This is a genomic window from Romboutsia lituseburensis (assembly GCF_024723825.1).
In the GTDB taxonomy this organism is placed as follows: domain Bacteria; phylum Bacillota; class Clostridia; order Peptostreptococcales; family Peptostreptococcaceae; genus Romboutsia_F; species Romboutsia_F lituseburensis_A.
In genome coordinates this window covers 2528165-2552213 of sequence record NZ_JANQBQ010000001.1, presented here as the reverse complement: position 1 = coordinate 2552213, position 24049 = coordinate 2528165, and the positions used below count along the sequence as shown (strand labels likewise).

The 24049-nt window shown below is 31.0% G+C and carries 21 protein-coding genes, 2 rRNA genes, 1 riboswitch and 1 other annotated feature; of the genes, 2 read left to right on the top strand and 21 right to left on the bottom strand.

Annotation, left to right across the window (positions count from 1 at the left end; genetic code table 11):
* Nucleotides 1–20 precede the first annotated feature (20 nt).
* The 11 genes from NWE74_RS12570 to NWE74_RS12520 all read right to left on the bottom strand — a co-directional run bounded on the left by NWE74_RS12570 (nucleotide 21) and on the right by NWE74_RS12520 (nucleotide 11528).
* A complete protein-coding gene (locus NWE74_RS12570; protein WP_258243363.1) occupies nucleotides 21–917 on the bottom strand; it encodes a cation diffusion facilitator family transporter in 897 nt (298 codons plus the stop codon).
* Between the two features lie 235 nt (nucleotides 918–1152).
* Nucleotides 1153–2268, bottom strand: a complete 1116-nt coding sequence (locus tag NWE74_RS12565) for a M20/M25/M40 family metallo-hydrolase (RefSeq protein WP_258243362.1) — start codon at nucleotides 2266–2268, stop codon at nucleotides 1153–1155.
* 96 nt (nucleotides 2269–2364) lie between these two features.
* The gene (locus tag NWE74_RS12560) at nucleotides 2365–3582 is read right to left on the bottom strand and encodes a hypothetical protein (RefSeq protein WP_258243361.1); all 1218 of its coding nucleotides are present in this window, start codon (nucleotides 3580–3582) and stop codon (nucleotides 2365–2367) included.
* Between the two features lie 66 nt (nucleotides 3583–3648).
* Entirely contained in the window at nucleotides 3649–4518 is an 870-nt protein-coding gene (gene rsmA / locus NWE74_RS12555) for a 16S rRNA (adenine(1518)-N(6)/adenine(1519)-N(6))-dimethyltransferase RsmA (RefSeq protein WP_258243360.1), read from the bottom strand.
* A gap of 78 nt (nucleotides 4519–4596) precedes the next feature.
* Nucleotides 4597–5127: a ribonuclease M5 gene (gene rnmV, locus NWE74_RS12550; protein WP_258243359.1), complete on the bottom strand. Its 531-nt coding sequence runs from the start codon at nucleotides 5125–5127 to the stop codon at nucleotides 4597–4599.
* A gap of 158 nt (nucleotides 5128–5285) precedes the next feature.
* Nucleotides 5286–5960 (bottom strand): G5 domain-containing protein, encoded by a 675-nt coding sequence (locus NWE74_RS12545; RefSeq protein ID WP_258243358.1) that lies wholly within the window; start codon nucleotides 5958–5960, stop codon nucleotides 5286–5288.
* Nucleotides 5961–6047: 87 nt separating this feature from the next.
* A complete protein-coding gene (locus tag NWE74_RS12540; RefSeq protein WP_258243357.1) occupies nucleotides 6048–6836 on the bottom strand; it encodes an EAL domain-containing protein in 789 nt (262 codons plus the stop codon).
* A 129-nt stretch (nucleotides 6837–6965) separates the two neighbouring features.
* Nucleotides 6966–7049, bottom strand: a riboswitch (cyclic di-GMP riboswitch).
* 169 nt (nucleotides 7050–7218) lie between these two features.
* A complete protein-coding gene (locus NWE74_RS12535; RefSeq protein ID WP_258243356.1) occupies nucleotides 7219–7989 on the bottom strand; it encodes a TatD family hydrolase in 771 nt (256 codons plus the stop codon).
* Between the two features lie 19 nt (nucleotides 7990–8008).
* Nucleotides 8009–9976, bottom strand: a complete 1968-nt coding sequence (gene metG / locus NWE74_RS12530) for a methionine--tRNA ligase (RefSeq protein ID WP_258244456.1) — start codon at nucleotides 9974–9976, stop codon at nucleotides 8009–8011.
* Between the two features lie 35 nt (nucleotides 9977–10011).
* Nucleotides 10012–10292 (bottom strand) — a binding site (T-box leader).
* A 133-nt stretch (nucleotides 10293–10425) separates the two neighbouring features.
* Entirely contained in the window at nucleotides 10426–10947 is a 522-nt protein-coding gene (locus tag NWE74_RS12525; protein WP_258243355.1) for a spore maturation protein, read from the bottom strand.
* Nucleotides 10947–11528 carry a nucleoside recognition domain-containing protein gene (locus NWE74_RS12520; RefSeq protein ID WP_258243354.1) on the bottom strand — a complete coding sequence of 194 codons (582 nt, stop codon included), beginning with the start codon at nucleotides 11526–11528 and terminating at the stop codon, nucleotides 10947–10949. The genes NWE74_RS12525 and NWE74_RS12520 overlap by 1 nt, the downstream gene beginning before the upstream one ends.
* A 169-nt stretch (nucleotides 11529–11697) precedes the next feature.
* Between NWE74_RS12520 and NWE74_RS12515 the strand changes: the two genes are divergently transcribed.
* Together NWE74_RS12515 and NWE74_RS12510 are read left to right on the top strand one after the other, a co-directional pair.
* Nucleotides 11698–13131 (top strand): nicotinate phosphoribosyltransferase, encoded by a 1434-nt coding sequence (locus tag NWE74_RS12515; protein ID WP_258243353.1) that lies wholly within the window; start codon nucleotides 11698–11700, stop codon nucleotides 13129–13131.
* Nucleotides 13132–13160: 29 nt separating this feature from the next.
* Entirely contained in the window at nucleotides 13161–13589 is a 429-nt protein-coding gene (locus NWE74_RS12510) for an Lrp/AsnC family transcriptional regulator (RefSeq protein WP_092727615.1), read from the top strand.
* A 122-nt stretch (nucleotides 13590–13711) separates the two neighbouring features.
* Here the strand turns inward: NWE74_RS12510 and NWE74_RS12505 are convergent, their stop codons facing one another.
* The 10 genes from NWE74_RS12505 to NWE74_RS12460 form a co-directional block, all read right to left on the bottom strand.
* Nucleotides 13712–14410, bottom strand: coding sequence for an HD domain-containing protein (locus tag NWE74_RS12505; RefSeq protein ID WP_258243352.1), 699 nt, complete (start codon nucleotides 14408–14410; stop codon nucleotides 13712–13714).
* Nucleotides 14411–14438: 28 nt separating this feature from the next.
* The gene (rsmI, locus tag NWE74_RS12500) at nucleotides 14439–15272 is read right to left on the bottom strand and encodes a 16S rRNA (cytidine(1402)-2'-O)-methyltransferase (RefSeq protein WP_258243351.1); all 834 of its coding nucleotides are present in this window, start codon (nucleotides 15270–15272) and stop codon (nucleotides 14439–14441) included.
* A gap of 2 nt (nucleotides 15273–15274) precedes the next feature.
* Nucleotides 15275–16024, bottom strand: coding sequence for a tRNA1(Val) (adenine(37)-N6)-methyltransferase (locus tag NWE74_RS12495; protein ID WP_258243350.1), 750 nt, complete (start codon nucleotides 16022–16024; stop codon nucleotides 15275–15277).
* Nucleotides 16025–16232: 208 nt separating this feature from the next.
* Nucleotides 16233–17120: a PSP1 domain-containing protein gene (locus tag NWE74_RS12490; RefSeq protein WP_258243349.1), complete on the bottom strand. Its 888-nt coding sequence runs from the start codon at nucleotides 17118–17120 to the stop codon at nucleotides 16233–16235.
* Nucleotides 17117–18052: an ATP-binding protein gene (locus NWE74_RS12485; RefSeq protein ID WP_258243348.1), complete on the bottom strand. Its 936-nt coding sequence runs from the start codon at nucleotides 18050–18052 to the stop codon at nucleotides 17117–17119. Before NWE74_RS12485 ends, NWE74_RS12490 begins: the two co-directional genes overlap by 4 nt.
* A gap of 2 nt (nucleotides 18053–18054) precedes the next feature.
* Nucleotides 18055–18744, bottom strand: coding sequence for a dTMP kinase (locus tag NWE74_RS12480; RefSeq protein WP_258243347.1), 690 nt, complete (start codon nucleotides 18742–18744; stop codon nucleotides 18055–18057).
* A 72-nt stretch (nucleotides 18745–18816) separates the two neighbouring features.
* Nucleotides 18817–20229 carry an aminotransferase class I/II-fold pyridoxal phosphate-dependent enzyme gene (locus tag NWE74_RS12475; RefSeq protein WP_258243346.1) on the bottom strand — a complete coding sequence of 471 codons (1413 nt, stop codon included), beginning with the start codon at nucleotides 20227–20229 and terminating at the stop codon, nucleotides 18817–18819.
* 129 nt (nucleotides 20230–20358) lie between these two features.
* Nucleotides 20359–20556, bottom strand: a complete 198-nt coding sequence (locus NWE74_RS12470; protein ID WP_258243345.1) for a DUF378 domain-containing protein — start codon at nucleotides 20554–20556, stop codon at nucleotides 20359–20361.
* Between the two features lie 300 nt (nucleotides 20557–20856).
* Nucleotides 20857–20973, bottom strand: a 5S ribosomal RNA gene (gene rrf / locus NWE74_RS12465).
* Between the two features lie 63 nt (nucleotides 20974–21036).
* A 23S ribosomal RNA gene (locus NWE74_RS12460) occupies nucleotides 21037–23938 on the bottom strand.
* Between the last annotated feature and the right edge of the window lie 111 nt (nucleotides 23939–24049).

Sequence of the window (24049 nt, the reverse complement as noted above, 5' to 3'; positions counted from 1 at the left end):
CAGGATTTTGTAAGATGTAATTATTTAATACACATATTTCCTGGGCAATGGTTACATGGTTCAACATGTACAGTTATACCTTTTACAAATTCCATATCATTAATTATATGCTTTTCTAACATATGAGCAATATCATGACCATCCCTAACTGTCAAATTACCATCTACACAAATAGTTAAGTCTACGTATGCCATTGCGCCATGTTTCCTTGTTTTCATTTCACCTAAATTTAAAACTCCTTTAGTTTCATTCGCTATTTGCTTAATTTGTTGAGTTTGTTCATCATCTACTGATAAGTCCATAAGCTCATTTACTGAATTTTTAAGTATATCTACTCCCACTTTAGCTACAAATAATGCTACTGCTACAGATGCAAGTGGATCCAATGCCTTAAATCCTAGCATCGATCCACCTATTCCTATAAATGCTGCTATTGACGATAATGAATCCGATCTGTGATGCCAAGCATCTGCCTTTAATGCTGGTGAATTTATTTTTTTAGCTACCTTAATTGTTATTCTATACTGATACTCTTTTATCAATACAGAAATTACAGAAACTATTAATGGTAAAATTGTAGGGACTTGAAGTTTGTCTAAATTAAATAAAGATTTAACTGCTTCAAATCCTATTGTTAATGATACAAATATAAGTAGTAATGATAGTACAAATGATACCAAAGTTTCAGCTTTTTCATGTCCATAGTTATGCTCTTTATCATGAGGTGTAGATGATATATAATTTCCTATTAATACTCCGACTGAACTTATTATATCTGATGCAGAATGTAATCCATCTGCAATCATCGCACTAGATTTACCTAATACTCCTGCAACTATCTTAATAAATGTTAAAATAATATTCCATATTATTGATTGTATTGTTACTTTGTTAGCTTCATCATATCTTGTCTCCAATTTAATATCCTCCATTATTGTAAATTAAATTTTAATTTTTATATTAGATTTATGTTTTTCTAATATTTTATTCACTTTTAAACTTATATCCATTGTTTGATAATTTAACCAAAAAACTAATTTCATCTGGTAATGGATACATTTTACTCTTAATACCGATTATCAATCCTTATGAACGTGAAAAATCACCTAGCAACCGCTAGGTGATTTTTTATTATACAATATTTATATAATATTATGCTTCTTTTATTAATTCTGAAACCATTATTGCAGAGTTAACTAAATCTTCTATAGCTATATATTCTTCTAATGTATGAGCATTTTTCATACCTATACCTAAGTTAACTGCTTTGATTCCATTTTTATTTAATATGTTTGTGTCACTTCCTCCTCCTGTAGAAGCTGTATATCCTTCTATTTTCATGTTAGAGAAAGCTTTTTTAGCAAGTGCAACTATTTCATCACTTTCTTCTACAGTGAAAGGTGCATATGCTCTGTTAGTTTCTATTTCTATTTTAGCTCCAAATTCTTCAGCAGCTTTTTTGAATGTTTCTACCATATGATTAGTTTGAGCATCTAGTTTTTCTTCGCTTAAACTTCTTGCTTCTGCTACTACTTCTAATTCTGGCATAACTATATTAGTTGCTATACCACCTTTAACTATACCTACGTTAGCAGTAGTTTCTTCATCTATTCTTAATAACTTCATATTTTCTATTGCTCTAGAAGCTACCATTATTGAACTTATTCCATTTTCAGGTTCAAGTCCTGCATGAGCTGGTTTTCCTGTTATTTTAACATTTATAACATCTTGAGCAGGTGCTTGAATTATTATTTCTCCTGGAGACCCACCACTATCTAATACGAATGCATATTCAGCATTTAGTTTAGAATAATCTAAGTACTTAGCTCCGAATAATCCGCCTTCTTCCCATATTGAGAATACAACTTGTATGTCAGGATGCTTAACATCATTTTCTTTAAGAGTTCTTAATGCTTCTAGTATAGCTGCTATACCAGCTTTATCATCAGAACCTAATACTGTAGTTCCATCACTCTTTATTATACCTTTAGCTTCATCTATTATAGGCTTTATTCCTACACCTGGGCTAACTGTATCCATGTGTGAACTGAATAATAATTTTTTACCTTCTCTATTTCCTTTTAATGTTGCTATAACATTACCAGTTTCTCCGCCAGCTTTTACACCTGCTTCATCTATAACTACTTCACAACCGATTTCCTCAAGCTTTTTAACTAAAACTTTTGCTACTTCCCCCTCATGTGAAGATGGACTATCTATTTGTACTAATTCTAAAAATTCATCTATAAGTCTTTGCTTATTTATCATGACATTGCCTCCCTAAATAACATAATAATATCTATATACTTATATATTTTAGAGCATTGTCATTACATTAGCAATACCAAAGGTAATTTATTCTAGTTATTTTGTTATTCTTCTAGTTCTAGAGTCTATAAAACATAGCCAATATCCTAAACTGTCATTTCTTGTATCACATGGTTGATAAGTAGTAAATCCAGTATGACCTTTATCTGGTTGTTCATTTTTATGTCCTGGAACTGCATATATATAATGTTTTCTCTTATTATATTCATCATATTGAACTCCAAATAAATAATGTCTATATTTATAAGATTGCATTACAGCATCACTATACATAGTGTAATTTAATGAATTTACATAACCAAGATAAGGCATTGTGTATCCACATAATGTAGTTGGGCTTATTTCTATTTTCCACCATCTTGTATCATCTACATCTCTTGTAACAAAAGGTTTAACTTCATTAAAATATTTTAGGCCTTTTTTTATTTGTCTTGGCATTAATAATACTCCAGCTGTTTTTAAATTTGTCTTACTTTCTTGTGATGTATTTGTATATTTATTTTGTGGATCATAATTAAGTTTCTTCTGTTTATTTAAAGCTGTATTTTTTCTAGGTGGTTGTTTTTGTTTTGGTTGTTGAGCATTAGTATGATTTTGTTGAGATATATTACGCTCTATAGTTTCTTCTACATTATCATACTCTTCATATTCTTCTTCGCATTCTTCATCACATTCATACTCTACTTCATCATCACTGATTTCAATGTATTCATCATCTTCTTCATATTCATCTTCTATTTCTTCATATTCACTATCATCATCTATCTCTATATATTCTATTTCTTCATACTCTTGTATGTCATCAGCATCGTCTATTTCTATATATTCTATTTCTTCATATTCTTCATACTCATCTTCTTCGTATTCATCCTCACCTGTAAATAGTATTTCTTCATAGTTTTCTATTTTACTGCCTTTAAATCCTATTAGTGGAACAGATTTTTCATATAACAATGCTATACCTTTTATTTCTACATCATCTCTGTCTAAATTTAAAACGAATTCCCCTTTTCCTTGTTCACTTAAAACAACTTTACCTAGGTCTAAAGTTTCGTAATCACTTTGTATTGCAACAACTCTATAACCATCTTTTACACATTTAAGATTTTCTACATATAGTGATACTATTGACTTTTCATCATTTATTTCTACCTTAGCAAATGCCTTAGGTAAAATGCGTTCTTTATATCTAAAATTAGTGTCTTTAGCTTCAAGGATTATATAATCCCTCTTGAATTTTCTCTTAGAAGCCATCTCTCTTCCCCCCTTAACATAATCTCTCTAGATAGTATATGTTTATATATATAAAAAAAGTACCTTCTATTTTGAAGGTACCTTTGCATTTACTCTATTTGAAAGGGTAGCAAACTCTTCTATAGTAAGAGTTTCTCCTCTTCTCTTTTCATCTATATTAGCATCTGCTAATACTTCTTTTATTTGATCTTTAGTTAAAAATCCTAAACCACTTAGTGCATTAAGTAATGTTTTTCTTCTTTGTCCAAATGCTGCTTTAACTGTTTTAAAGAATATTTCTTCACTGTCAACAGGATACTTTCTTTCAGTCCTTACATGAAGTCCTATAACTGTTGAGTCTACATTTGGTTGTGGTATAAACATATGTCTTGGAGCTTTTGCAACTATTTCAGTGTCACAATAATACTGAACGGCTACGGATAATGCTCCATAATCCTTTGTTCCTGGGCCAGCATTCATTCTATCTGCTACTTCTTTTTGTACCATAACTACTATATCAGTTACTGGTATATCTTCTTCTAAAAATTTCATAACTATTGGTGTTGTTATATAATATGGAAGGTTAGCTACTAATTTTACTGGCCCTCCACTTAACTTTTCTTTAATTAACTCTTGTACATCTACTTTTAATATATCTTGATTTACTACTTCTATATTATCAAATTCATCTAAAGTTTCTTTTAATATAGGTATTAGAGTTCTATCTATTTCTATAGCAACAACTTTATCAGCTACTTTACCCATTTCACGAGTTAAAGTACCAATTCCAGGCCCAACCTCTATTATGTTGTCTCCTTCTGAAAGTCTTGCTCCATCTAATATTCTATCAATTACATTATCATCAATTAAAAAGTTTTGTCCTAAAGACTTTGAAAATTTAAATCCGTGCTTTTCAACAACACCTTTGGTTGCTCTATGTGATGAAAGTCTATCCATATATGTTCTCCTATTCTTATTTTGTAATTAATTAAAGTAATAAAATTAAACTTACTACTATATTAAATAATCAATGGCTTAAATTGTATCTAAAGCTTGTTCAAATTCTTCTCTAGTTACACCATAATTATTTAATCTATTTAAAAATTGTTTTGCATTTCCATATCCTATGCCAAGTATTTTACCTAATTCATCCCTTCTTATAGATGCATCTTCATTACCTATAAGCCCATTTCTAATTAAATCTACTTGCTTAAATTCTTCTCTTTTTTCCGCACTTTCAGTTCTTACTTTTTCAAGAGCTGCTATTATACTCTTTGGAGTAGCATTTTCGATTCCTATATCTCCATCTTTTTTAGCTTCTTCTCTTGGTAAAAATGCATGCTTACATCCTGGTACTTCTGCCGCTATTTTTTTTCTTATTTTTTCACCTGCAAAATCAGGATCTGTAAATATTATTACGCCTCTTCTTTTTTGTGCTGATTTTATACGTTCCATAACACCTTTTGGAAATCCAAATCCACCGGTAGTTATAAGTTCTGCATCAAGAGCCCTTTTTACAGCAGTAACATCATCTTTTCCTTCTACAACTATTATTTCTTTTATCATTATTGCGTCACCTTTTTATATATTATTAATCTCGTATCTTAACTTACATCTTTATATTTTACGTTTTTTACGTAATTTTATCAAGAAAAATAAAAGCTATAGTACAATTATGCACTATAGCTTTTATTTTAATAATAAATATTTTTTATTTTATATTTTTAAACAGTGCTTGTTTTTAAAGATCCCTTCTTAACTATCTCATTTTGAGGTTTTTCTAATACTTTTTCTGCTACTTTAGTTTTTGAGACTATATTTCCATTCTTAGATAATATTTTATAAGATATCTCTATCTTTCCTTTTTTACCATATATTTTCGTTTTTGTCTTTCCTTCTAGTAATGCATTATCTTCTACTATCTTTATTTTAAATGGAATTTCTTTGACTTCTTTCTTTATGCTTTCGCTAACCCTTATTATTTCTATAGTATCTTCTGAATTTATTTTTTGATTTAAATCTTTATTTAATATATCTTTATCTTTAACCCCTATATTACATTCTTCTAATACTTCTGCTACAGTTGTTTTATTAGTTTCATGTTCTAATACTCTTTTTCCATCTTTTATTTTTATAGGAAACTGAGTTACTATTTCTATATCCATGTTATTAGTTAGTTTTGTATTTAAATTAGGTTCTATCCTACTACCTTCTGGTACCTTTATCTTTTTATTAACTAAAAATGATTCTACAGTATTTGAAACAGTATCATATTTTACAGTTTGTCCATCTAAAGTTAATGATATCTCTTTGTTTATTCCAGAGTATGTTCCTAATACTATCGTACCTGCTGTTAACATAAGTAGTATAGGACCTTTGAATGTATTTTTAACACCCATAAGTAAACCTCTCCCCCTCTTTAGTAAATAAAAGTTTATAAGCTTTTCTATAAACTATATTCATAATATCAAGGAGTTATTACAACATTATTCATTTGCCATCAAATTTAAATATTCTTCAAATGAAATAGGATGAGAATATAAAAAACCTTGCGCATAATCAATCTCAAGCATTTTAGCTAATTTATGATTTTCAATCGTTTCAATACCTTCTATAACTACCTTACACTCTAAGCTTTTTGCCATATCTACAATACTCTTTAATACTTTTATCTTTCTTTCTTTATCTGTTGTGTCTGTCGGTAAAAATTCTTTAGGAATCTTTATTTCATTAAATTTCATATTACACAATCTATAGTAAGATGAATATCCTGTACCAAAGTCATCTATGGATATGCTAAAACCTATATTATTAAGATTATTTATCGTATCAGTTATAAGATCATATGATTCTATGTCACTAGTTTCTACTACCTCAAAAGTTATATTTTTAGGATTTATATTATATCTTTTAGTTATATCGATAATTTCTTTATCTATATTTTTTATTTTTAATGTATTTGTTGATATATTTATAGAATATGTATTGCTATCACCATTTATAGTACTAATATCTTCATATACCTCTTCTAATACATAAATATCAAATTGATACTCCATTTCTAGTTCTTTTATAATTTTTATAAATTCAATAGGTGATATAAATCCATATTTTTTATGTTCCCATCTGCTTAAAACTTCCCATGAAATTACGTGCTTATTTTCTAGATTTATCTTTGGTTGATACACTAGTGTAAATCCAGCTTCTTTAATATTTTTACTTTTGAGTATATTTTTCTTTAATTCAAGGTGCTTATTATACTGATTTTCGTTCATACATCCTCCAAGTACAATTAAAGTAGGTTTTTAAGTTCAATAATAATTTAATTGATTCCTTAAATGCCTTTTTTAAATTCAATTAAAGTTAAACCTTATTTGTATCTAAAAAAGGCTAAAAACATCTTAAATATTTTTAGCCGGTTGTACCAATTGCTCAATATAATCTAGGTACCCATATACAGATTATATCTCTATGCTTCTATTTATATATTAACCAGTATACACCATGATTGTCTATTTATTTTATATATATTTTTTACATTTAATTATAGATTTTTTTACACTTTAATTATTAGTTCTACTAAATTAGATTTTTTGTGCATAATAATTTACTTAAATGTAAAAAAGCACTAGTTTTTAACTAGTGCTTTTTTATTAATTATTTTATATTAAATAATCTTTTTGCATTTTCTTTTGTAGCTTCACATATTTTCTCATAAGAAATTCCTTTTTCTTGAGCTATTCTATCTGCTACAAATTGAACTAATGATGGATCATTTCTCTTTCCTCTATGTGGTTCTGGTGCCATATATGGAGAATCCGTTTCTATTAATAAGTACTCTAACGGTATTTCTTTAGCTACTTCTCTTGTTTTTTTATTATTCTTAAAAGTAACTGTCCCTGGAATAGAAATATAACATCCCATCTTTACATACTCTTTAGCTAATTCTACATTTCCACTATAGCAATGAAGTACACATCCTATTTCAGGAGATTTAGTATTTTTTATTATCTCAAAAGTATCTCCATGTGCATCTCTATCATGTATTATTATAGGTAATTTTAGTTCATTAGCTAATTCTATTTGCTTTTTAAACCATTCTCTTTGAATTCCCCTAGGAGAGTTATCATAGTAATAATCTAATCCAATTTCACCTATTGCTACTACTTTTTCATTTTCAGTAGCAAGCTTTCTAAGAATATCTATAGCTGTATTATCTAGCTCTCCTACATCATGTGGATGTACTCCAACTGCTGCGTATATAAAGTCATATTTATTTGCTAATTCTACACTAGTTATAGAGCTTTCTATATCTGCACCTGGATTCAGAACTAAATCTACTTGCTTATCTTTTAAAGAATTTATTAATTCTTCTCTATCTTCATCAAATCTTGCATCATTTAAATGTGCGTGTGAGTCAAATAACATTTTTTACACTCCTAACTGATTAACGAACTTCGCATCCATCCTTAGCACCTGTTGCTACAGGAACAACTAAATCGTCTCCATCATTTCCAGCTGCTAGTATCATACCTTGAGATTCTACACCTCTTAATTTAACTGGCTTTAAATTGCATACTACTACTACATCTTTTCCAACCATATCTTCTGGCTTGTACCACTTAGCTATTCCTGATACTATTTGTCTAGTTTCTGGTCCGATTTTTATTTGAGATACTAATAATCTATCTGCTTTTGGATGTTTTTCACAACTTATAACTTTACCAACTCTTAATTCAACTTTATCTAATTCATCTATAGTTATATTTTCTTTATGCTCTATAGGTTCTTCTTTTGCTTCTTCCTTCTTTTCTGAGAATAGCTCGTTTAGCTCTTCTACTTCTTTCTCTATATCTAATCTTGGGAATAAAGATTCTCCTTTATGAACTTTTGTGTCTTCTCCTATAAGCCCAAATGTTTTAACACTTTCCCAAGTCATCATATTTTCATCTGTTACTCCTAATTGAGTATATATCTTCTTAGCAGTAGCATTCATTATTGGGTTTATAAGTGTAGCTACTATTCTTATAGATTCACATAAGTTATATAATACTGTATCTAAAGTATCTTTTTGAGATTCATCTTTAGCTAAAGCCCAAGGCATAGTTTCATCTATATATTTATTAGTTCTTCTTATTAATTTCCAAGCACTCTCTAATGCTTCATTAAATTGAAGTTTATTCATTTCATTTTCAAAGTTTTCTACTGAAAGCTTAGCAACTAATTTTAAATCTGCATCAAATTCAGTAGTTGCTTTAGGCATTGGTATTATCCCACCATTATATTTTTCTACCATTGCTACCGTTCTGCTTACTAAGTTTCCTAAATCATTAGCAAGATCTGAGTTAAGTCTTGTTACAAAGTTTCTATGAGTATAGTTTCCATCTTGACCAAATGCAAATTCTCTTAATAAGAAGTATTTTAGAGCATCCACGCCATATCTTTCTATCATTTGTTCTGGATATACTATATTACCTTTTGATTTACTCATCTTATCATTATCAAATAATATCCATCCATGTCCGTATACTTGTGTAGGTACTTCTTCACCTAATGCCATAAGTATCGCTGGCCATATTATAGTATGGAATCTCATTATTTCTTTACCTACTATATGAACATTTGCTGGCCAGAATTTTTTATATTCGCTATCATTTTCACTCATGTATCCAAGAGCTGTTATATAGTTACATAAAGCATCTACCCAAACATATATTACATGTTTTTCGTCGAATGGAACTTTTATACCCCAATCAAAAGTAGTTCTAGTTACACATAAATCTTCTAATCCTTTATCTAAGAAGTTAGCAACCATTTCATTTTTTCTAGATACTGGGAAACAGAAGTTAGGGTCTGCAAATAATTCTCTTAATCTATTTTCATACTTAGATAATTTAAAGAAGTACGCTTCTTCCTTAGCATCATATGTTTCTCTTCCGCAGTCTGGGCATTTATTTCCTTCTAATAATTGAGATTCCGTCCAGAAACTTTCACATGGAGTACAGTATTTTCCTTCATATGCACCTTTGTAGATATCACCTTGCTCATATAATTTAGTAAATATTTTTTGTATTATAACCTTATGTCTGTCTTGTGTTGTTCTTATGAAATCATCATATGATATATCCATAGTATTCCATAATTTTTGTATATCTGCTATCATTCCATCTAAGTACTCTATCTCTGTCATACCTTTCTCTCTAGCAGTTTTTTGTATTTTTTCTCCGTGTTCATCTGTTCCTGTTAAGAACTTTACATCATATCCACAGAAACGTTTAAATCTTGCTATTGCATCTGCTGCAACTGTTGTATAAGTATGACCTATGTGAAGATTACCACTTGGGTAATATATAGGTGTTGTTACATAAAAACTTGGCTTTGTCATATTATTTTGCCTCCTACTATATCGATTTATTTTTATTTAAACTAAAAAACTCGCCTCCTATAAAACATAGGGGCGAGATTAATCACGGTACCACCCTAATTTATCTAGACAAATATATATTATAATTTTAAAATGTTCTACAATAAACATTTTAAAATGGATATATGCTAGATATCTTAGTAGACTATAACGAGTCTAATCGTTTTATCTTAAAAATAGTAATAATACTATTATTCGGATAAAAAGCTCTGAGGCCATCTTCAATAGTTCATTTTACGCTAGTTTTCACCTAACCCAGCTCTCTGTAGAAAAAATCATTATTTACTCTTCTCTTCTTCGCTTCTATATGTTTCTATATTTTACTAAATTAATATATTTTATACATATTATTATAACTCATTTTTTGTTACTATTTAATACTAATTATATAAAAATTTATAAAATAGTATATATTCTCTTATTTTATTACTATTTAATTACTATACAAACATTATGTAACATATAAATACTGATGCTATTACGCCTGCTATATGGCAAATCATAGCACAATGCAAAGTATGTCGTGTATTTTTTATTTTTAAACTTCCATAATATATTGCCATTGTATAAAATATTGTTTCTGAAGCACCAACTATCGTAGAACCCATTTTTTCTACTAGACTATCAACTCCTACCCTTTGAGCTAACTCTGTATACATACCAAGAGCCCCGCTTCCAGACAAAGGCTTGACTATAATCAATCCAATAAGTTCCTTTGGTATGCTCATTAAATTAGCTATAGGTTTGAATAAAAACTCTAACATCTCTATTCCTTTTCCTGTTTTAAAAATTCCTATAGCTAAAAATATTCCTATTATATATGGTGCTATAGACCAAGCCGATTTTAATCCGTCTATTGCTCCTTTTATAAAACTATCATATATATCTATTTTTTTATGTCTACCATAAACTATTATATACAAAATTATTAAAGGTACTAATATATTAGAAAACAATTCCATTATCTATACCTCCTTCTACTTTCAAGCATCTTACATGTAATTATAGCTACTATTGTTGATACTACTGTTGCAAATAATGTAGTCAATATAATTTCTGATGGATTTTGTGATCCTAAGTCCATTCTTACTTTTAGCATTGTAAATGGTATTAATTGTATAGAGGATATATTTATCACAAGAAACATTATCATATCATTTGACGCTGTATCTTTTTTGTGATTTAGTGTTTGAAGCTCATCCATCGCTTTTAATCCAAATGCTGTAGCACCATTACCTGCCCCTACCATATTTAAAGCTATATTCATAACCATATAAGACATTGCCTTGTGACCTGGAGGAATAGACGGAAATAATTTTCTCATTAGTGGATTAAGTTTTTGTCCAATTTTTTCAATCAACCCTGAATCTTTAGCTATATTCATTATCCCCATCCATAGAGCCATTACGCCGGCTAAGCTTATTGCAAACTCTACACCTCTTGATGCTTCTGTTAAAATAACTTTATTTAATTCTCCTAAATTATTAGAAAATATACTTCCTAATATTCCTATTGCAAGCATATAAAACCATATTTTTCCCATTCAATCTACACCTCCTAAATAATTTTATGCTTGCACTGTGATACTTTATACTTGAAAGTTGTACTATATTATGTTTTAGTATATATGTGGGGTTTTTTATACATATGGATTTACTATAAATTTATATAGTAAAAGTAAATTTTATAATTTTATATTAAGGAGAAATATAATGAGAAATTTAACGCTTCTTACTGATTTATATCAACTTACTATGTTAAATGGATATTTCGAAAAAAATATACATGAAGATATTGTTGTATTTGATATGTTTTTTAGAAAAAATGCATGCAACAGTGGATACACTATAGTTTGTGGAATTGAACAGTTTGTTGAATATATAAATAACATTCATTTTTCAGAGGAAGATTTAAAATATCTTAAAAGTTTGAACTTATTTTCTGATAATTTTTTAACGTTTTTGAAAGATTTTAAGTTTACCGGAGATATATATGCGGTGGAAGAAGGAACTATCATGTTCCCTAATGAACCTATACTTACTGTAAAGGCACCATTATACCAAGCTCAGCTTATTGAAACCGCTTTACTTACTATTGTTAATTTCCAATCACTGATAGCTACTAAAGCTTCTAGAGTTTGTTTTGCAGCCCAAGAGGATCCAGTATTTGAATTTGGATTAAGACGTGCTCAAGGTCCTGATGCAGGAACTTATGGGGCTAGAGCTGCTATGATAGGAGGATGTAGTGCAACTGCTAACGTACTAGCAGGAAAATTATTTGATATACCTGTGGTTGGTACACAAGCTCATAGTTGGATACAAAAATTTGATACTGAATTAGATGCATTTAAGGCCTATGCTGATATATATCCAGATAAGTGTTTACTATTAGTTGATACTTACAATGTATTAAATAGCGGTCTACCTAATGCTATTAAAGTTTTTAAAGATCTGAGAGAAAAAGGTCATAAACCTATGGGTATAAGACTAGACTCTGGAGACTTGCAATATTTATCTAAGAAATGTTCAAAAGAATTAAATAAAGAAGGATTTACAGATATTAGCATAACAGCTTCAAACGACCTTGATGAGTATGCCATAACTGCTCTAAAAGCTGAAGGGGCAACTATAAATTCATGGGGCGTTGGAACAAAGCTTATAACATCTTCTGATTCGCCATCTTTAGGCGGTGTCTATAAATTAGCCGCATCATTTAATAGTAATGATGAAATTGAACCTAAAATAAAACTATCAGAAGATCCTGAAAAAATAAATAATCCAGGCTATAAAAAAGTTGTTAGAATATATAATGAATATGGAAAATCTGAGGCAGATTTAATAATGTTGCATGATGAAGTTATTGATGATTCTAAGCCATTGACAATATTCCATCCATTATATACTTGGAAATCAAAAACATTTGAAAAATATACAATTAAACAGCTTCATAAACCTCTATTTATAAATGGAGTATGTAAACATAATAGTAAGCCTGTTATGCAAATAAGAGAATATGTGAAAAATGAATTAGATACTTTATGGGATGAATATAGAAGACTTTCAAATCCACAGACTTATAAAGTAGACTTATCTCATGAACTTTGGAGTTTGAAAACTACAATGATAGATTCTAAAAAATTCTTATAAATATTATCTTAATTAAGGGGGATTTAAAAATGGATATTACAGATCACAAAATTATAGAAATACTTCAAACTGATGGTAGAATTTCTATGAAAGATTTAGGAAAAATAGTTGGATTAACTTCTCCTGCTGTTTCTGAAAGAGTTAAAAGATTAGAAGAATCAGGTATTATAGAAGGTTATAAAGCTATAGTTAATCCTGATGCTTTAGGTAGAGTTATAAAAGCATTTATTCATATATCTTTACCTAGTAATAAATATGTTGATTTTATCGACGAGGCTCGTAGAGATCCTAGAATAGTTGAGTGCCATCATATAACTGGTGATGACTGTTCTGTGTTAAAAGTTATAGTTAAGGATATGTACGAACTTGAAAACGTTATAGATTCTATAAAGAAAATAGGATCAACTAAGACTTCTGTTATATTATCAACACCTATACAGGCAAAATCTATATTATAACTTTTAGATATTAAATGTATAGTTTCAATATAAATAAAATAGGTGTCACCAATAATAAAAATTATTGTAGACACCTATTTTATTTATTTAGATTTTTATATAAAATTATAACTACTAATTATTTATAGCATTTTATATCTATATAAATAATTAGTTAATATATATTCCATATATGATTTTATAACTCCCGAATCCTCATTAGGATTTAAAAGTTTTCTTGTCGATACTATATCACAATACCCTAATAATAATACTCCAATAACGTCATCTCCTAAAGTTTTAAAGATGTCAAATAAATTATCCTTACTCATATCATTTTTTTTGTAAAGTACTAATAATATCATATGATACCTAACATACTTAGCAAGTAAATTAATTGTCTGGTCATCAAACCCCAATGATTTACCCAAGTTAATAACAATCTCTTCTCCCACGATTTCATGTCCTTTAAAATGAGCTCTACCTGTATCATCAACTGTTTTGCTTTCAGGCTTACCTATATCATGTAAAAATACACCTAATTTTAATAATTGAAATTTTGTAATGCCTTCTTTTAATATTGTATTTAAATAAGCTTCGATTTCTCCAAATAAGTGACTAGAAAAAAAGTTATCTCTATTAATAGTTTGTTCTAGCTCTTTTAAGGCATTTAGGGAGTGTTCGTATGCATTAACTACATGATATTTACACTCTCCAACGTTCTTCATATCTCCAATTTGAGGTATAATTTCTTTTAATATTGAGTCTTTATCTAGCTCTATTAATTTATCATAGGTACTTTCACTGCATAAACTGTTTTTTAATATATTTTGTAGTTTCATATTTATAAGTCACCCCAGATTTTCTATTTTATAAATCTAATACTTGTTTATATACTACATCTTTTTTTATTTTTCTATCTTTACATACTGCTTTTATAGCATCTTTTTTGGTCATTCCTTCTTCTATTAAAGTTATTACATATTCTCGTTCATTAAGATCTTCATAACTATTTTTAATAGTTTTTTCGCCTTTAAATCCCTCGACAATTAATACAAATTCACCTTTAACTTCTTTTTCATTAAATATATTTATAGCAGTTTCTATATCTTCTCTTATTACTTCTTGGTATTTTTTTGTAAGTTCTCGATTTAAAGCTATTTTTCTATTTCCTAATATATTTAACATATCTTTTAATGTTTCTTTTAATCTATGAGGTGATTCATAAAAGATTATGGTTCTTGTTTCTTCTTTTACTTCTTCCAGCTGTTTTCTTCTAACCTTTTTATCTCTGTCTAAAAATCCTTCAAAGGCAAATTTACTTGTTTCTATACCTGAACCAACTAATGCTGTTATAGATGCTGTCGCTCCTGGTAATACTTCTATTTCTATATTGTTTTCTATAGCTTGTTTTATTATATCTTCTCCTGGGTCAGATATTCCTGGCATACCAGCATCACTTATTAGTGCTATGCTTTCACCATCTAATAATTTATCTATTAAGTACCCACCCTTAAAATCTTTATTGTGTTCATGATAACTTGTAAGAGGTTTTGAAATTTCAAAGTGATTTAAAAGCTTGATACTATGTCTTGTATCTTCTGCTGCAATTACATCTACTTCATTTAATATTCTCACCGTTCTATAAGTCATATCCTCTAAATTTCCTATAGGTGTAGGACATATATATAATTTTCCACTCATTATTATTCTCCTATATTTTCATTTGCATATATTTCTTTTATTTCATCTGTATAATTTCCATCTTCACCATAAACATATAATGGATCTAGTATCTTTAACTCTGGTCTTCCATCTTTAACAAATTCAACTAAAATTAAGTTTGGTGCTTTACCTGCTCTTGGATGTACAAATTGTATTTGCTTAGGCTCTAAGTTGTATTTTCTTCCTAACGTAGATATATCTACTAATCTGATAGGTCTATGTATCATGTAAAATTTACCTTTTGGCATTGTAAGTCTTGATGCAGCTCTTATAACATCTTCTAATGTACATTTAACCTCATGTCTTGAAATCATTTTTTTATCATTAGGATTTTTTATACCCCCTTCATGCATATATGGAGGATTTGAAGTTACCACATGATATCCATGTACTTCTAACTTTTTATCTATAGTTTTTATGTCTGCATTTATTATTTGAACTCTATCTTCTAAATTATTTAATTTTACAGAACGAGTAGCCATTTCATGTACTTCTTCTTGTATTTCTACTCCTACTACTTTCTTAGCTTCACTTTTTCCAGCTATTAATATTGGTATTATACCTGTTCCTGTCCCTAAATCAGCTACGTTAGCACCTCTCTTTACCTTAGCAAAATTAGCTAACAATACAGCATCTATACCAAAACAAAATCCAGTAGTATCCTGTATAAGCTTTAGCCCTTTTAACTGTAAATCATCTATTCTTTCTGTCTCTTTTAATTGTATATCCATTTAAATCTCCTTTACGAATATATTTTTATTGTCGTTATGTTTTTTATTTAAAATTTTTATTTTAATTTTTATTTCTCATATAATATTTTTATTATTATAATTCATTTTTTAATTAAAAGTAATAATAATTATTATAATTTACTTTTGTCTAATTTACACGTAAAAAGGTAGGAAAATTCCTACCCCCTTAATTTTTATTTACAACTTTTTAGTCTTCTAATTTTTTTAATTCTCTTAGAGTAGCTTCATCAAGCCCCTCTGCTCTTAAATTCATACATCCTCCACATTTTTTAGGTTCATGTAATATCTTTACCTCTTCCCTGTGGTATATTTTTATAGTTTTATCATTAAATTCAACTCTAACTTGTTCTAGTAATGGATTTATTTCTATTACTTTTCCTTTTCCTTCTTCAACTTTTACTATAGCTCCTACTACAGGCATTACATCTATTGCTTCTGCATATACGTCATGCTCATACTTTAAGCAGCAGAATAATCTTCCACATATCCCTGAGATTTTAGTAGGGTTAAGAGATAAACTTTGATCTTTAGCCATTTTTATTGATACTGGTTGGAAATCTCCTAGCCAAGATGAACAACATAAACTTCTTCCACATGGGCCTAATCCACCTATTGATTTAGCTTCATCCCTTACTCCAATTTGTCTTAATTCTATTCTAGTTTTAAATATAGCAGCTAAATCTTTTACTAATTCCCTAAAATCTATTCTTCCTTCCGCAGTAAAATAGAATATTAATTTATTTCTATCAAATGTATATTCACAATCTATTAAAAACATAGTTAAATCATGCTCTTTAATTTTCTTTTGGCATAATTCAAATGTTTCTTTTGCTTTTTCTTTATTTTCAAGATATGTCTTTGTATCTTCAGGTGCTGCTATTCTTATGATTGGTTTTAATGGTGACACTAATTCATTTTCATCTATTTCCTTTGGCCCAACAACTACTGTTCCATATTCTAATCCCCTAGCAGTTTCTACTACCACGTCTTGATTCTTTTCAACTTCTAAATTTACAGGATCAAAATAGTATATTTTACCTGCACTTTTAAATCTAACACCTACTATCTTTATCATTTAATCACCTCATATATATTCAAAGCCATCACTTGTATACTGATATTAAAGTTACAATTGCTTCGTATCTTTTTCTTTGTTTCTTCTATTATATCAATAATCTTAGATACTTGAGAATAACTAATTTTTTTACCCATATTTTGAACAAATGTTATTTTATCAGAATTAATTATCATACTTTTATCTACCTTTTCCTTTAAAATCATAATATCCCTAAAATAATTTATTATCATATCTAGTATACTTATTATTTCAGCCTTATATTTATCCATTTGGTTAGGTATTTCTAGTATTTCAACTATATTTCTATCAAGTATAGTTTGTATGTATGACTGTATATCATCCCTCATAACAGCAAACTCAGCTGATTCGGATAATTCTAAAGCCTTTTTTATACTTCCTCTTGAAAATGTTGCTAATAATTGTGATCTCTGTTCCTCTACCCCTGTTTTTATTAAGTATTTTTTTAAGTCTAATAACGATATTGGTAAAAACTTTATTATCTCACATCTAGATTTTATAGTATCTAATAAAGCATCTTTATTACTTGTAATCAAAATCATTATCGCATATTTTGGTGGTTCTTCTAATGTTTTTAATAATGCATTTTGAGCTTCTATAGTCATTTTTTCTGCATCATTAAAAACGTATATCTTATAATCTTTGTGTGGTTTTATAATTATATCAGTTTGTAGCTTTCTTATTTGAGCTATTTTTATACTATTTCCATCAGGATATATATTTATATAATCTTGGCTATTTTCTATATTCTCACTATTTAATAATATTTTAGATAACTCATCAGCTAACTTCTTTTTCCCTATTCCATCTATACCCTCAAACATATAGGCATGACTTAACTTATTCTGTTTTATAGAATTTGTTAAATATTTTTTAGCAAATTCTTGCCCTATTATATTTCTAAAATACATATTTACCTCTCCACAGATTTTATACTTTCTGTAACTATTTTATAAATATCTTCATGTATACTATCTATGCTTCTTAGCGAATTTTTTTCTACACATTCTATTTTGTTCCATTTATATTTATCTGCAATACCTAAAGAATTATTGTAAGATTTTTCTAAATAGTTTATATCACTTTCATGAATATCTTTTTTTGAATCTCCAGTAATTTTATTTTTTCTATTTTCCATAAGTTTTTTACTAAACTCTATTGGTACATCTAAAAATACAACACAATCTGGTTTTGGTATTTTATACATATTAAACTCATAGTCAGACAACCAGTCTAAATATTTATCTCTATCTTCTTTGTCCATCTTAGACGCTTGGTGCACCATATTAGACGTTGTATACCTATCAGCCAGTATTATTCCGCCTTGATTGTAGAATTCCTCCCATTCCGTTTTAAATGATGCATATCTATCTGCCGCAAAAAATGTAGATGCTACATATGGATCAACATCTGATGGATTTTTTCCAAAGTCACCTCTAAGATACATTTTTACTAGCGCAGATGATTCTGACTTATAATTTGGATATTCTACTTTTCTTACATTATACCCATCTTTTTTAAGTCTATCATATAATTTTTTAGTTTGAGTGGCTTTTCCACTTGCATCTGATCCACTTTCTATGATTATTAACTTTCCGCTCATATTTATATTCTAATTAAATGGAATAATTTATTTAAACTTCCATCTAATTATTTTCACCTCCGTATATTTCATCTAGTCTTTTACAATCTGTATAAATTCTAAGTTGGAATCTTTTATTCCACTAATATTCATTCCTTTTTTATTACACAATAAGATGTAATCGATTATTTCCTTTGATATTTTTTCTCCTGGAGAAAGTAAGCTTATCCCTGGAGGATATGGAATTATATACTCTCCACATACTTCTCCTATGCTATCATATATTTTAACATTTTTTTTATCCTTATAAAATGCTTCTCTAGGATTTAATACTTTTTCCGGTATAATCATTGGATATTCTATATGATTTATCATTTTATTTAAAGAATATCTTTCGCTAATATCATTTAATGCATCTATCATATTTTTAAAGTCTGATCTATCATTTCCAATGGTACATATTAATAATACTCCATAATAATTTGCTAGTTCCACCTGTATATTATATTTATCTCTTAAAATTGTATCTAAATTATAACCTGTAATACCTAGTTTTTTAGAAGATATAAATATCTTTGTTTTATCATATTCATTATATATATCTATTAATTTATTATCTTTTATTTTTTCTTCAAAATCTTTTATATTTATTAATAGATCGTTCATTAATTCTTCGCCTTTTGTTTCGTATATATCAACTGCTAAATCTAATGATGCCATAAGTAAATATGATGGACTAGAAGATTCTATAATTCTTAATATAGAGCATATTTTATTGCAATCTACCTTATCACCTTTAATATGTAACATAGATGATTGAGTAAATGAAGGTAAAGTCTTATGGGCACTTTGTATAACAATATCTGCACCTTGCTGTAATGCTGTTCTAGGTAGTTTAGTGCTTAAACCTAAATGCGAACCATGAGCTTCATCAACTATAACTACCATGCCTCTATTATGGGCATAATCACAAATAGTTTCTAAATCATATGTAATACCGTAATAAGTTGGATATGTAAGTAATATAGCTTTAGCATCTAAATTCTTATCAATAGTCTCTAAAACTTCTTTAATATCTACACCCTCTAAAATATTTGTTTCTTTATTAATTTTAGGTAATATATATGTAGGTTCTATATCTCCTAAAATACATGCATTTATAACTGATTGATGACAATCTCTATTTACTATAATTTTATCATTAGGTGAGCACACTCCCATTATAGCAGATTGTATTCCACAAGTACTTCCATTAACTAAATAATAAGTTTTATCGCTCTTAAAAACTTGTGCTGCCCTATCTTGAGATTCTTTTATTATCCCTTCTGGAGAATGAAGATTATCAGTCCCTGATATTTCAGTTGTATCCATCTTGTATATATTTTTTACTATATCTAAATATCCTAATTTTTCATAAACTTTTCCTAATTTATGACCTGGAACATGAAATGATATTAAATCTATATCTACTATCTCTTTTAATTGATTTATAATTTTAGTTTTCATTAACTATCTCCTTATTTTTATCATTATTTATATTTAATCACTTAATTATGATGATATCAATTTAATTAACAGTTTATTTAAATGTTACAGTTAAAAACCGTTGATATTTATCAACGGTCTTTAGCTCTTTTAAGAATTATTATTTATTAATTGTCCAAATGTAAGAGATAAATATAATCCTGCTATACCTACTGCAAAGTATATCATTCGGCTCCATACTTCATAGGTTCCACCAAAAATATTCCCTAGTAAATCAACTCCAAAAACACCTATTGCTCCCCAGTTAAGTGCTCCTATAATGACTAAAATCAACGCAATTTTTTTCACTATTCTCACTCCTCGGCAATTAGCTCCTTTTGTTTATTTAACTTACTAATATTTAGAAGAAAATACAATTTTTAAATTTTAAATACTATTTTATTAAAAATACTATTTAAATATAAGATTATATTTAATCTCTTATCATCATAAAAAATAATAAATTCTTATTTTTTAGTTTCTCCAATTATTATATTTTGATTATTTACTTTTTTATTTATCTATTAGTCTGTATAGTTTTTATTTTCAATAAAAAAAGTCACTAAGAATATTTTTTCTTAGCAACTTTTTCAAATATAAAAAAAGATTACGTGGCTACGTCTTACTCTCCCAGGGGGTCGCCCCCCAAGTACCATCAGCGCTAAAGAGCTTAACTTCTGTGTTCGGAATGGGAACAGGTGTATCCTCTTTGCTATAATAACCACATAATCTTTATTTTTTAGAGTTAATACTCTGAAAACTGTATATCATTTAGAATGAATCATTTTGTTGGTCAAGTCCTCGACCTATTAGTATCGATAAGCTAAATACATTACTGCACTTACACCTTCGACCTATCAACCAGGTAGTCTTCCTGGGGTCTTACCCTTACGGTGGGAAATCTTATCTTGAAGTTGGCTTCGCGCTTAGATGCTTTCAGCGCTTATCCATTCCGTACATAGCTACCCAGCCATGCCCTTGGCAGAACAACTGGTACACCAGAGGTACGTCCATCCCGGTCCTCTCGTACTAAGGACAGGTCTCCTCAAATTTCCTACGCCTGCGACGGATAGGGACCGAACTGTCTCACGACGTTCTGAACCCAGCTCGCGTACCACTTTAATGGGCGAACAGCCCAACCCTTGGGACCTACTACAGCCCCAGGATGTGATGAGCCGACATCGAGGTGCCAAACCTCCCCGTCGATGTGGACTCTTGGGGGAGATAAGCCTGTTATCCCCAGGGTAGCTTTTATCCGTTGAGCGATGGCCCTTCCATGCGGTACCACCGGATCACTAAGTCCGACTTTCGTCCTTGCTCGACCTGTATGTCTTGCAATCAAGCTTCCTTTTGCCTTTGCACTCTTCGCACGATTTCCGACCGTGCTGAGGAAACCTTTGAGCGCCTCCGTTACTTTTTAGGAGGCGACCGCCCCAGTCAAACTGCCCACCTGACGGTGTCCCAAGACCTGATTCAAGGCCTATGGTTAGGATCCCAGTACTACAAGGGTGGTATCCCAAGGATGACTCCACACAAACTGGCGTTCATGCTTCATAGTCTCCCACCTATCCTGTACATGTAGTACCAAGACCCAACGTCAAGCTACAGTAAAGCTCCATGGGGTCTTTCCGTCCTGTCGCAGGTACCCGGCATCTTCACCGGGATTACAATTTCACCGAGTCTATTGTTGAGACAGTGCCCAAATCGTTACGCCTTTCGTGCGGGTCGGAACTTACCCGACAAGGAATTTCGCTACCTTAGGACCGTTATAGTTACGGCCGCCGTTTACTGGGGCTTAAGTTCACTGCTTCGGATTGCTCCTGACAGATCCCCTTAACCTTCCAGCACCGGGCAGGCGTCAGCTCCTATACATCGTCTTGCGACTTAGCAGAAACCTGTGTTTTTGGTAAACAGTCGCTTGGGCCTATTCTCTGCGGCCATCCAAAGGATGGCACCCCTTCTCCCTAAGTTACGGGGTCATTTTGCCGAGTTCCTTAACAATAGTTCTCTCGCTGGCCTTAGGATACTCTCCTCACCCACCTGTGTCGGTTTACGGTACGGGCGCCTTTAAACTCGATAGAGACTTTTCTCGACAGTGTGAAATCAGCTACTTCGCTACTAAATTTCGCTCCCCATCGTACCCCAGCATTATCTAGACGGATTTGCCTATCTAGACTGCCTCAGTACTTAGCCACACATAACCAACAGTGTGGTTAGCTTATCCTACTGTGTCATCCCATTTCTCAAACGCTTATTGGCGGTACAGGAATATCAACCTGTTGTCCATCACCTACGCCTTTCGGCCTCGGCTTAGGTCCCGACTAACCCAGGGCGGACGAACCTTCCCCTGGAAACCTTGGGTTTACGGCCCGTGGGATTCTCACCCACGTCTCGCTACTCATGCCAACATTCTCACTCGTATACTGTCCACATGTCCTTACGGTCATGCTTCAGCCTGCATACGAAGCTCCCCTACCCATCATAATGATGCCGTAGCTTCGGTAGTACGTTTTAGCCCCGGAAATTTTCGGCGCAGGATCACTCGACCAGTGAGCTATTACGCACTCTTTAAATGAGTGGCTGCTTCTAAGCCAACATCCTGGTTGTCTGTGCAATCCCACATCCTTTACCACTTAACGTACATTTAGGGACCTTAGCTGACGATCTGGGCTGTTGCCCTCTTGACTATGAATCTTATCACCCACAGTCTGACTCCCAAGTAAAAGAAAACGGCATTCGGAGTTTGATAGTCTTCGGTAAGTGCAATACCCCCTAGGACATTCAGTGCTCTACCTCCGTTTCTCTACGCTTGAGGCTAGCCCTAAAGCTATTTCGGGGAGAACCAGCTATCTCCGGGCTCGATTGGAATTTCACCGCTATCCACAAGTCATCCCCGAGCTTTTCAACGCTCGTGGGTTCGGTCCTCCACGAAATTTTACTTTCGCTTCAACCTGCTCATGGATAGGTCGCCCGGTTTCGGGTCTACGTCAAGTAACTTAGGTCGCCCATTTAAGACTCGCTTTCGCTACGGCTCCACACCTGAAGTGCTTAACCTTGCTACTTAACGTAACTCGTTGGCCCGTTCTACAAAAAGTACGCGGTCACACAAGAAATGTGCTCCCACAGCTTGTAAGTGCAGGGTTTCAGGTTCTATTTCACTCCCCTCCCGGGGTTCTTTTCACCTTTCCCTCACGGTACTATGCGCTATCGGTCACTAGGTAGTATTTAGGCTTGGAGGATGGTCCCTCCTGCTTCCCACAGGGTTTCACGTGTCCCGTGGTACTCTGGATCATGCTAGTAGCTTTCTCGTTTCAATTACAGGGCTATTACCTTCTATGGCGGAGCTTTCCAACTCTCTTCATTTACGATAGTGCATCCATGTTGCATGTCCGCAACCCCAACGAAGAAAACTTCATTGGTTTGGCCTTATCCGCGTTCGCTCGCCGCTACTTACGGAATCGAATTTCTTTCTTTTCCTCCAGGTACTTAGATGTTTCAGTTCCCCGGGTTCCCCTCATTAAGCTATGTATTCACTTAACAATACTTAGACATTACTCTAAGTGAGTTTCCTCATTCGGAAATCTTCGGATCAAAGTTTACGTGCAACTCCCCGAAGCTTATCGCAGCTTATCGCGTCCTTCATCGGCTCCTAGTGCCAAGGCATCCGCCCTGCACCCTTAATAACTTGACCAGTTATTAAAAGTTATCGCTACTGAACAAACTTCGTATTCACTCAGTTTATTCCAGTGCTTAAAGTTTGTAATTTTAAAGACTTTTCTTGTCGATGATATTTTTAGAAGTT

Bases quoted from the DNA above. Each gene is read 5' to 3' on its own strand.
- NWE74_RS12540 (WP_258243357.1), bottom strand. From the start codon at position 6,836: ATGAACGAAAATCAGTATAATAAGCACCTTGAATTAAAGAAAAATATA.
- NWE74_RS12495 (WP_258243350.1), bottom strand. From the start codon at position 16,024: ATGGATATACAATTAAAAGAGACAGAAAGAATAGATGATTTACAGTTA.
- NWE74_RS12510 (WP_092727615.1), top strand. From the start codon at position 13,161: ATGGATATTACAGATCACAAAATTATAGAAATACTTCAAACTGATGGT.
- NWE74_RS12475 (WP_258243346.1), bottom strand. From the start codon at position 20,229: ATGAAAACTAAAATTATAAATCAATTAAAAGAGATAGTAGATATAGAT.
- NWE74_RS12525 (WP_258243355.1), bottom strand. From the start codon at position 10,947: ATGGAATTGTTTTCTAATATATTAGTACCTTTAATAATTTTGTATATA.
- NWE74_RS12515 (WP_258243353.1), top strand. From the start codon at position 11,698: ATGAGAAATTTAACGCTTCTTACTGATTTATATCAACTTACTATGTTA.
- NWE74_RS12480 (WP_258243347.1), bottom strand. From the start codon at position 18,744: ATGAGCGGAAAGTTAATAATCATAGAAAGTGGATCAGATGCAAGTGGA.
- NWE74_RS12545 (WP_258243358.1), bottom strand. From the start codon at position 5,960: ATGGGTGTTAAAAATACATTCAAAGGTCCTATACTACTTATGTTAACA.
- NWE74_RS12560 (WP_258243361.1), bottom strand. From the start codon at position 3,582: ATGGCTTCTAAGAGAAAATTCAAGAGGGATTATATAATCCTTGAAGCT.
- NWE74_RS12565 (WP_258243362.1), bottom strand. From the start codon at position 2,268: ATGATAAATAAGCAAAGACTTATAGATGAATTTTTAGAATTAGTACAA.
- NWE74_RS12490 (WP_258243349.1), bottom strand. From the start codon at position 17,120: ATGATAAAGATAGTAGGTGTTAGATTTAAAAGTGCAGGTAAAATATAC.
- rsmI (WP_258243351.1), bottom strand. From the start codon at position 15,272: ATGAGTGGAAAATTATATATATGTCCTACACCTATAGGAAATTTAGAG.
- NWE74_RS12535 (WP_258243356.1), bottom strand. From the start codon at position 7,989: ATGTTATTTGACTCACACGCACATTTAAATGATGCAAGATTTGATGAA.
- rsmA (WP_258243360.1), bottom strand. From the start codon at position 4,518: ATGGATAGACTTTCATCACATAGAGCAACCAAAGGTGTTGTTGAAAAG.
- NWE74_RS12520 (WP_258243354.1), bottom strand. From the start codon at position 11,528: ATGGGAAAAATATGGTTTTATATGCTTGCAATAGGAATATTAGGAAGT.
- rnmV (WP_258243359.1), bottom strand. From the start codon at position 5,127: ATGATAAAAGAAATAATAGTTGTAGAAGGAAAAGATGATGTTACTGCT.
- NWE74_RS12485 (WP_258243348.1), bottom strand. From the start codon at position 18,052: ATGTATTTTAGAAATATAATAGGGCAAGAATTTGCTAAAAAATATTTA.
- NWE74_RS12505 (WP_258243352.1), bottom strand. From the start codon at position 14,410: ATGAAACTACAAAATATATTAAAAAACAGTTTATGCAGTGAAAGTACC.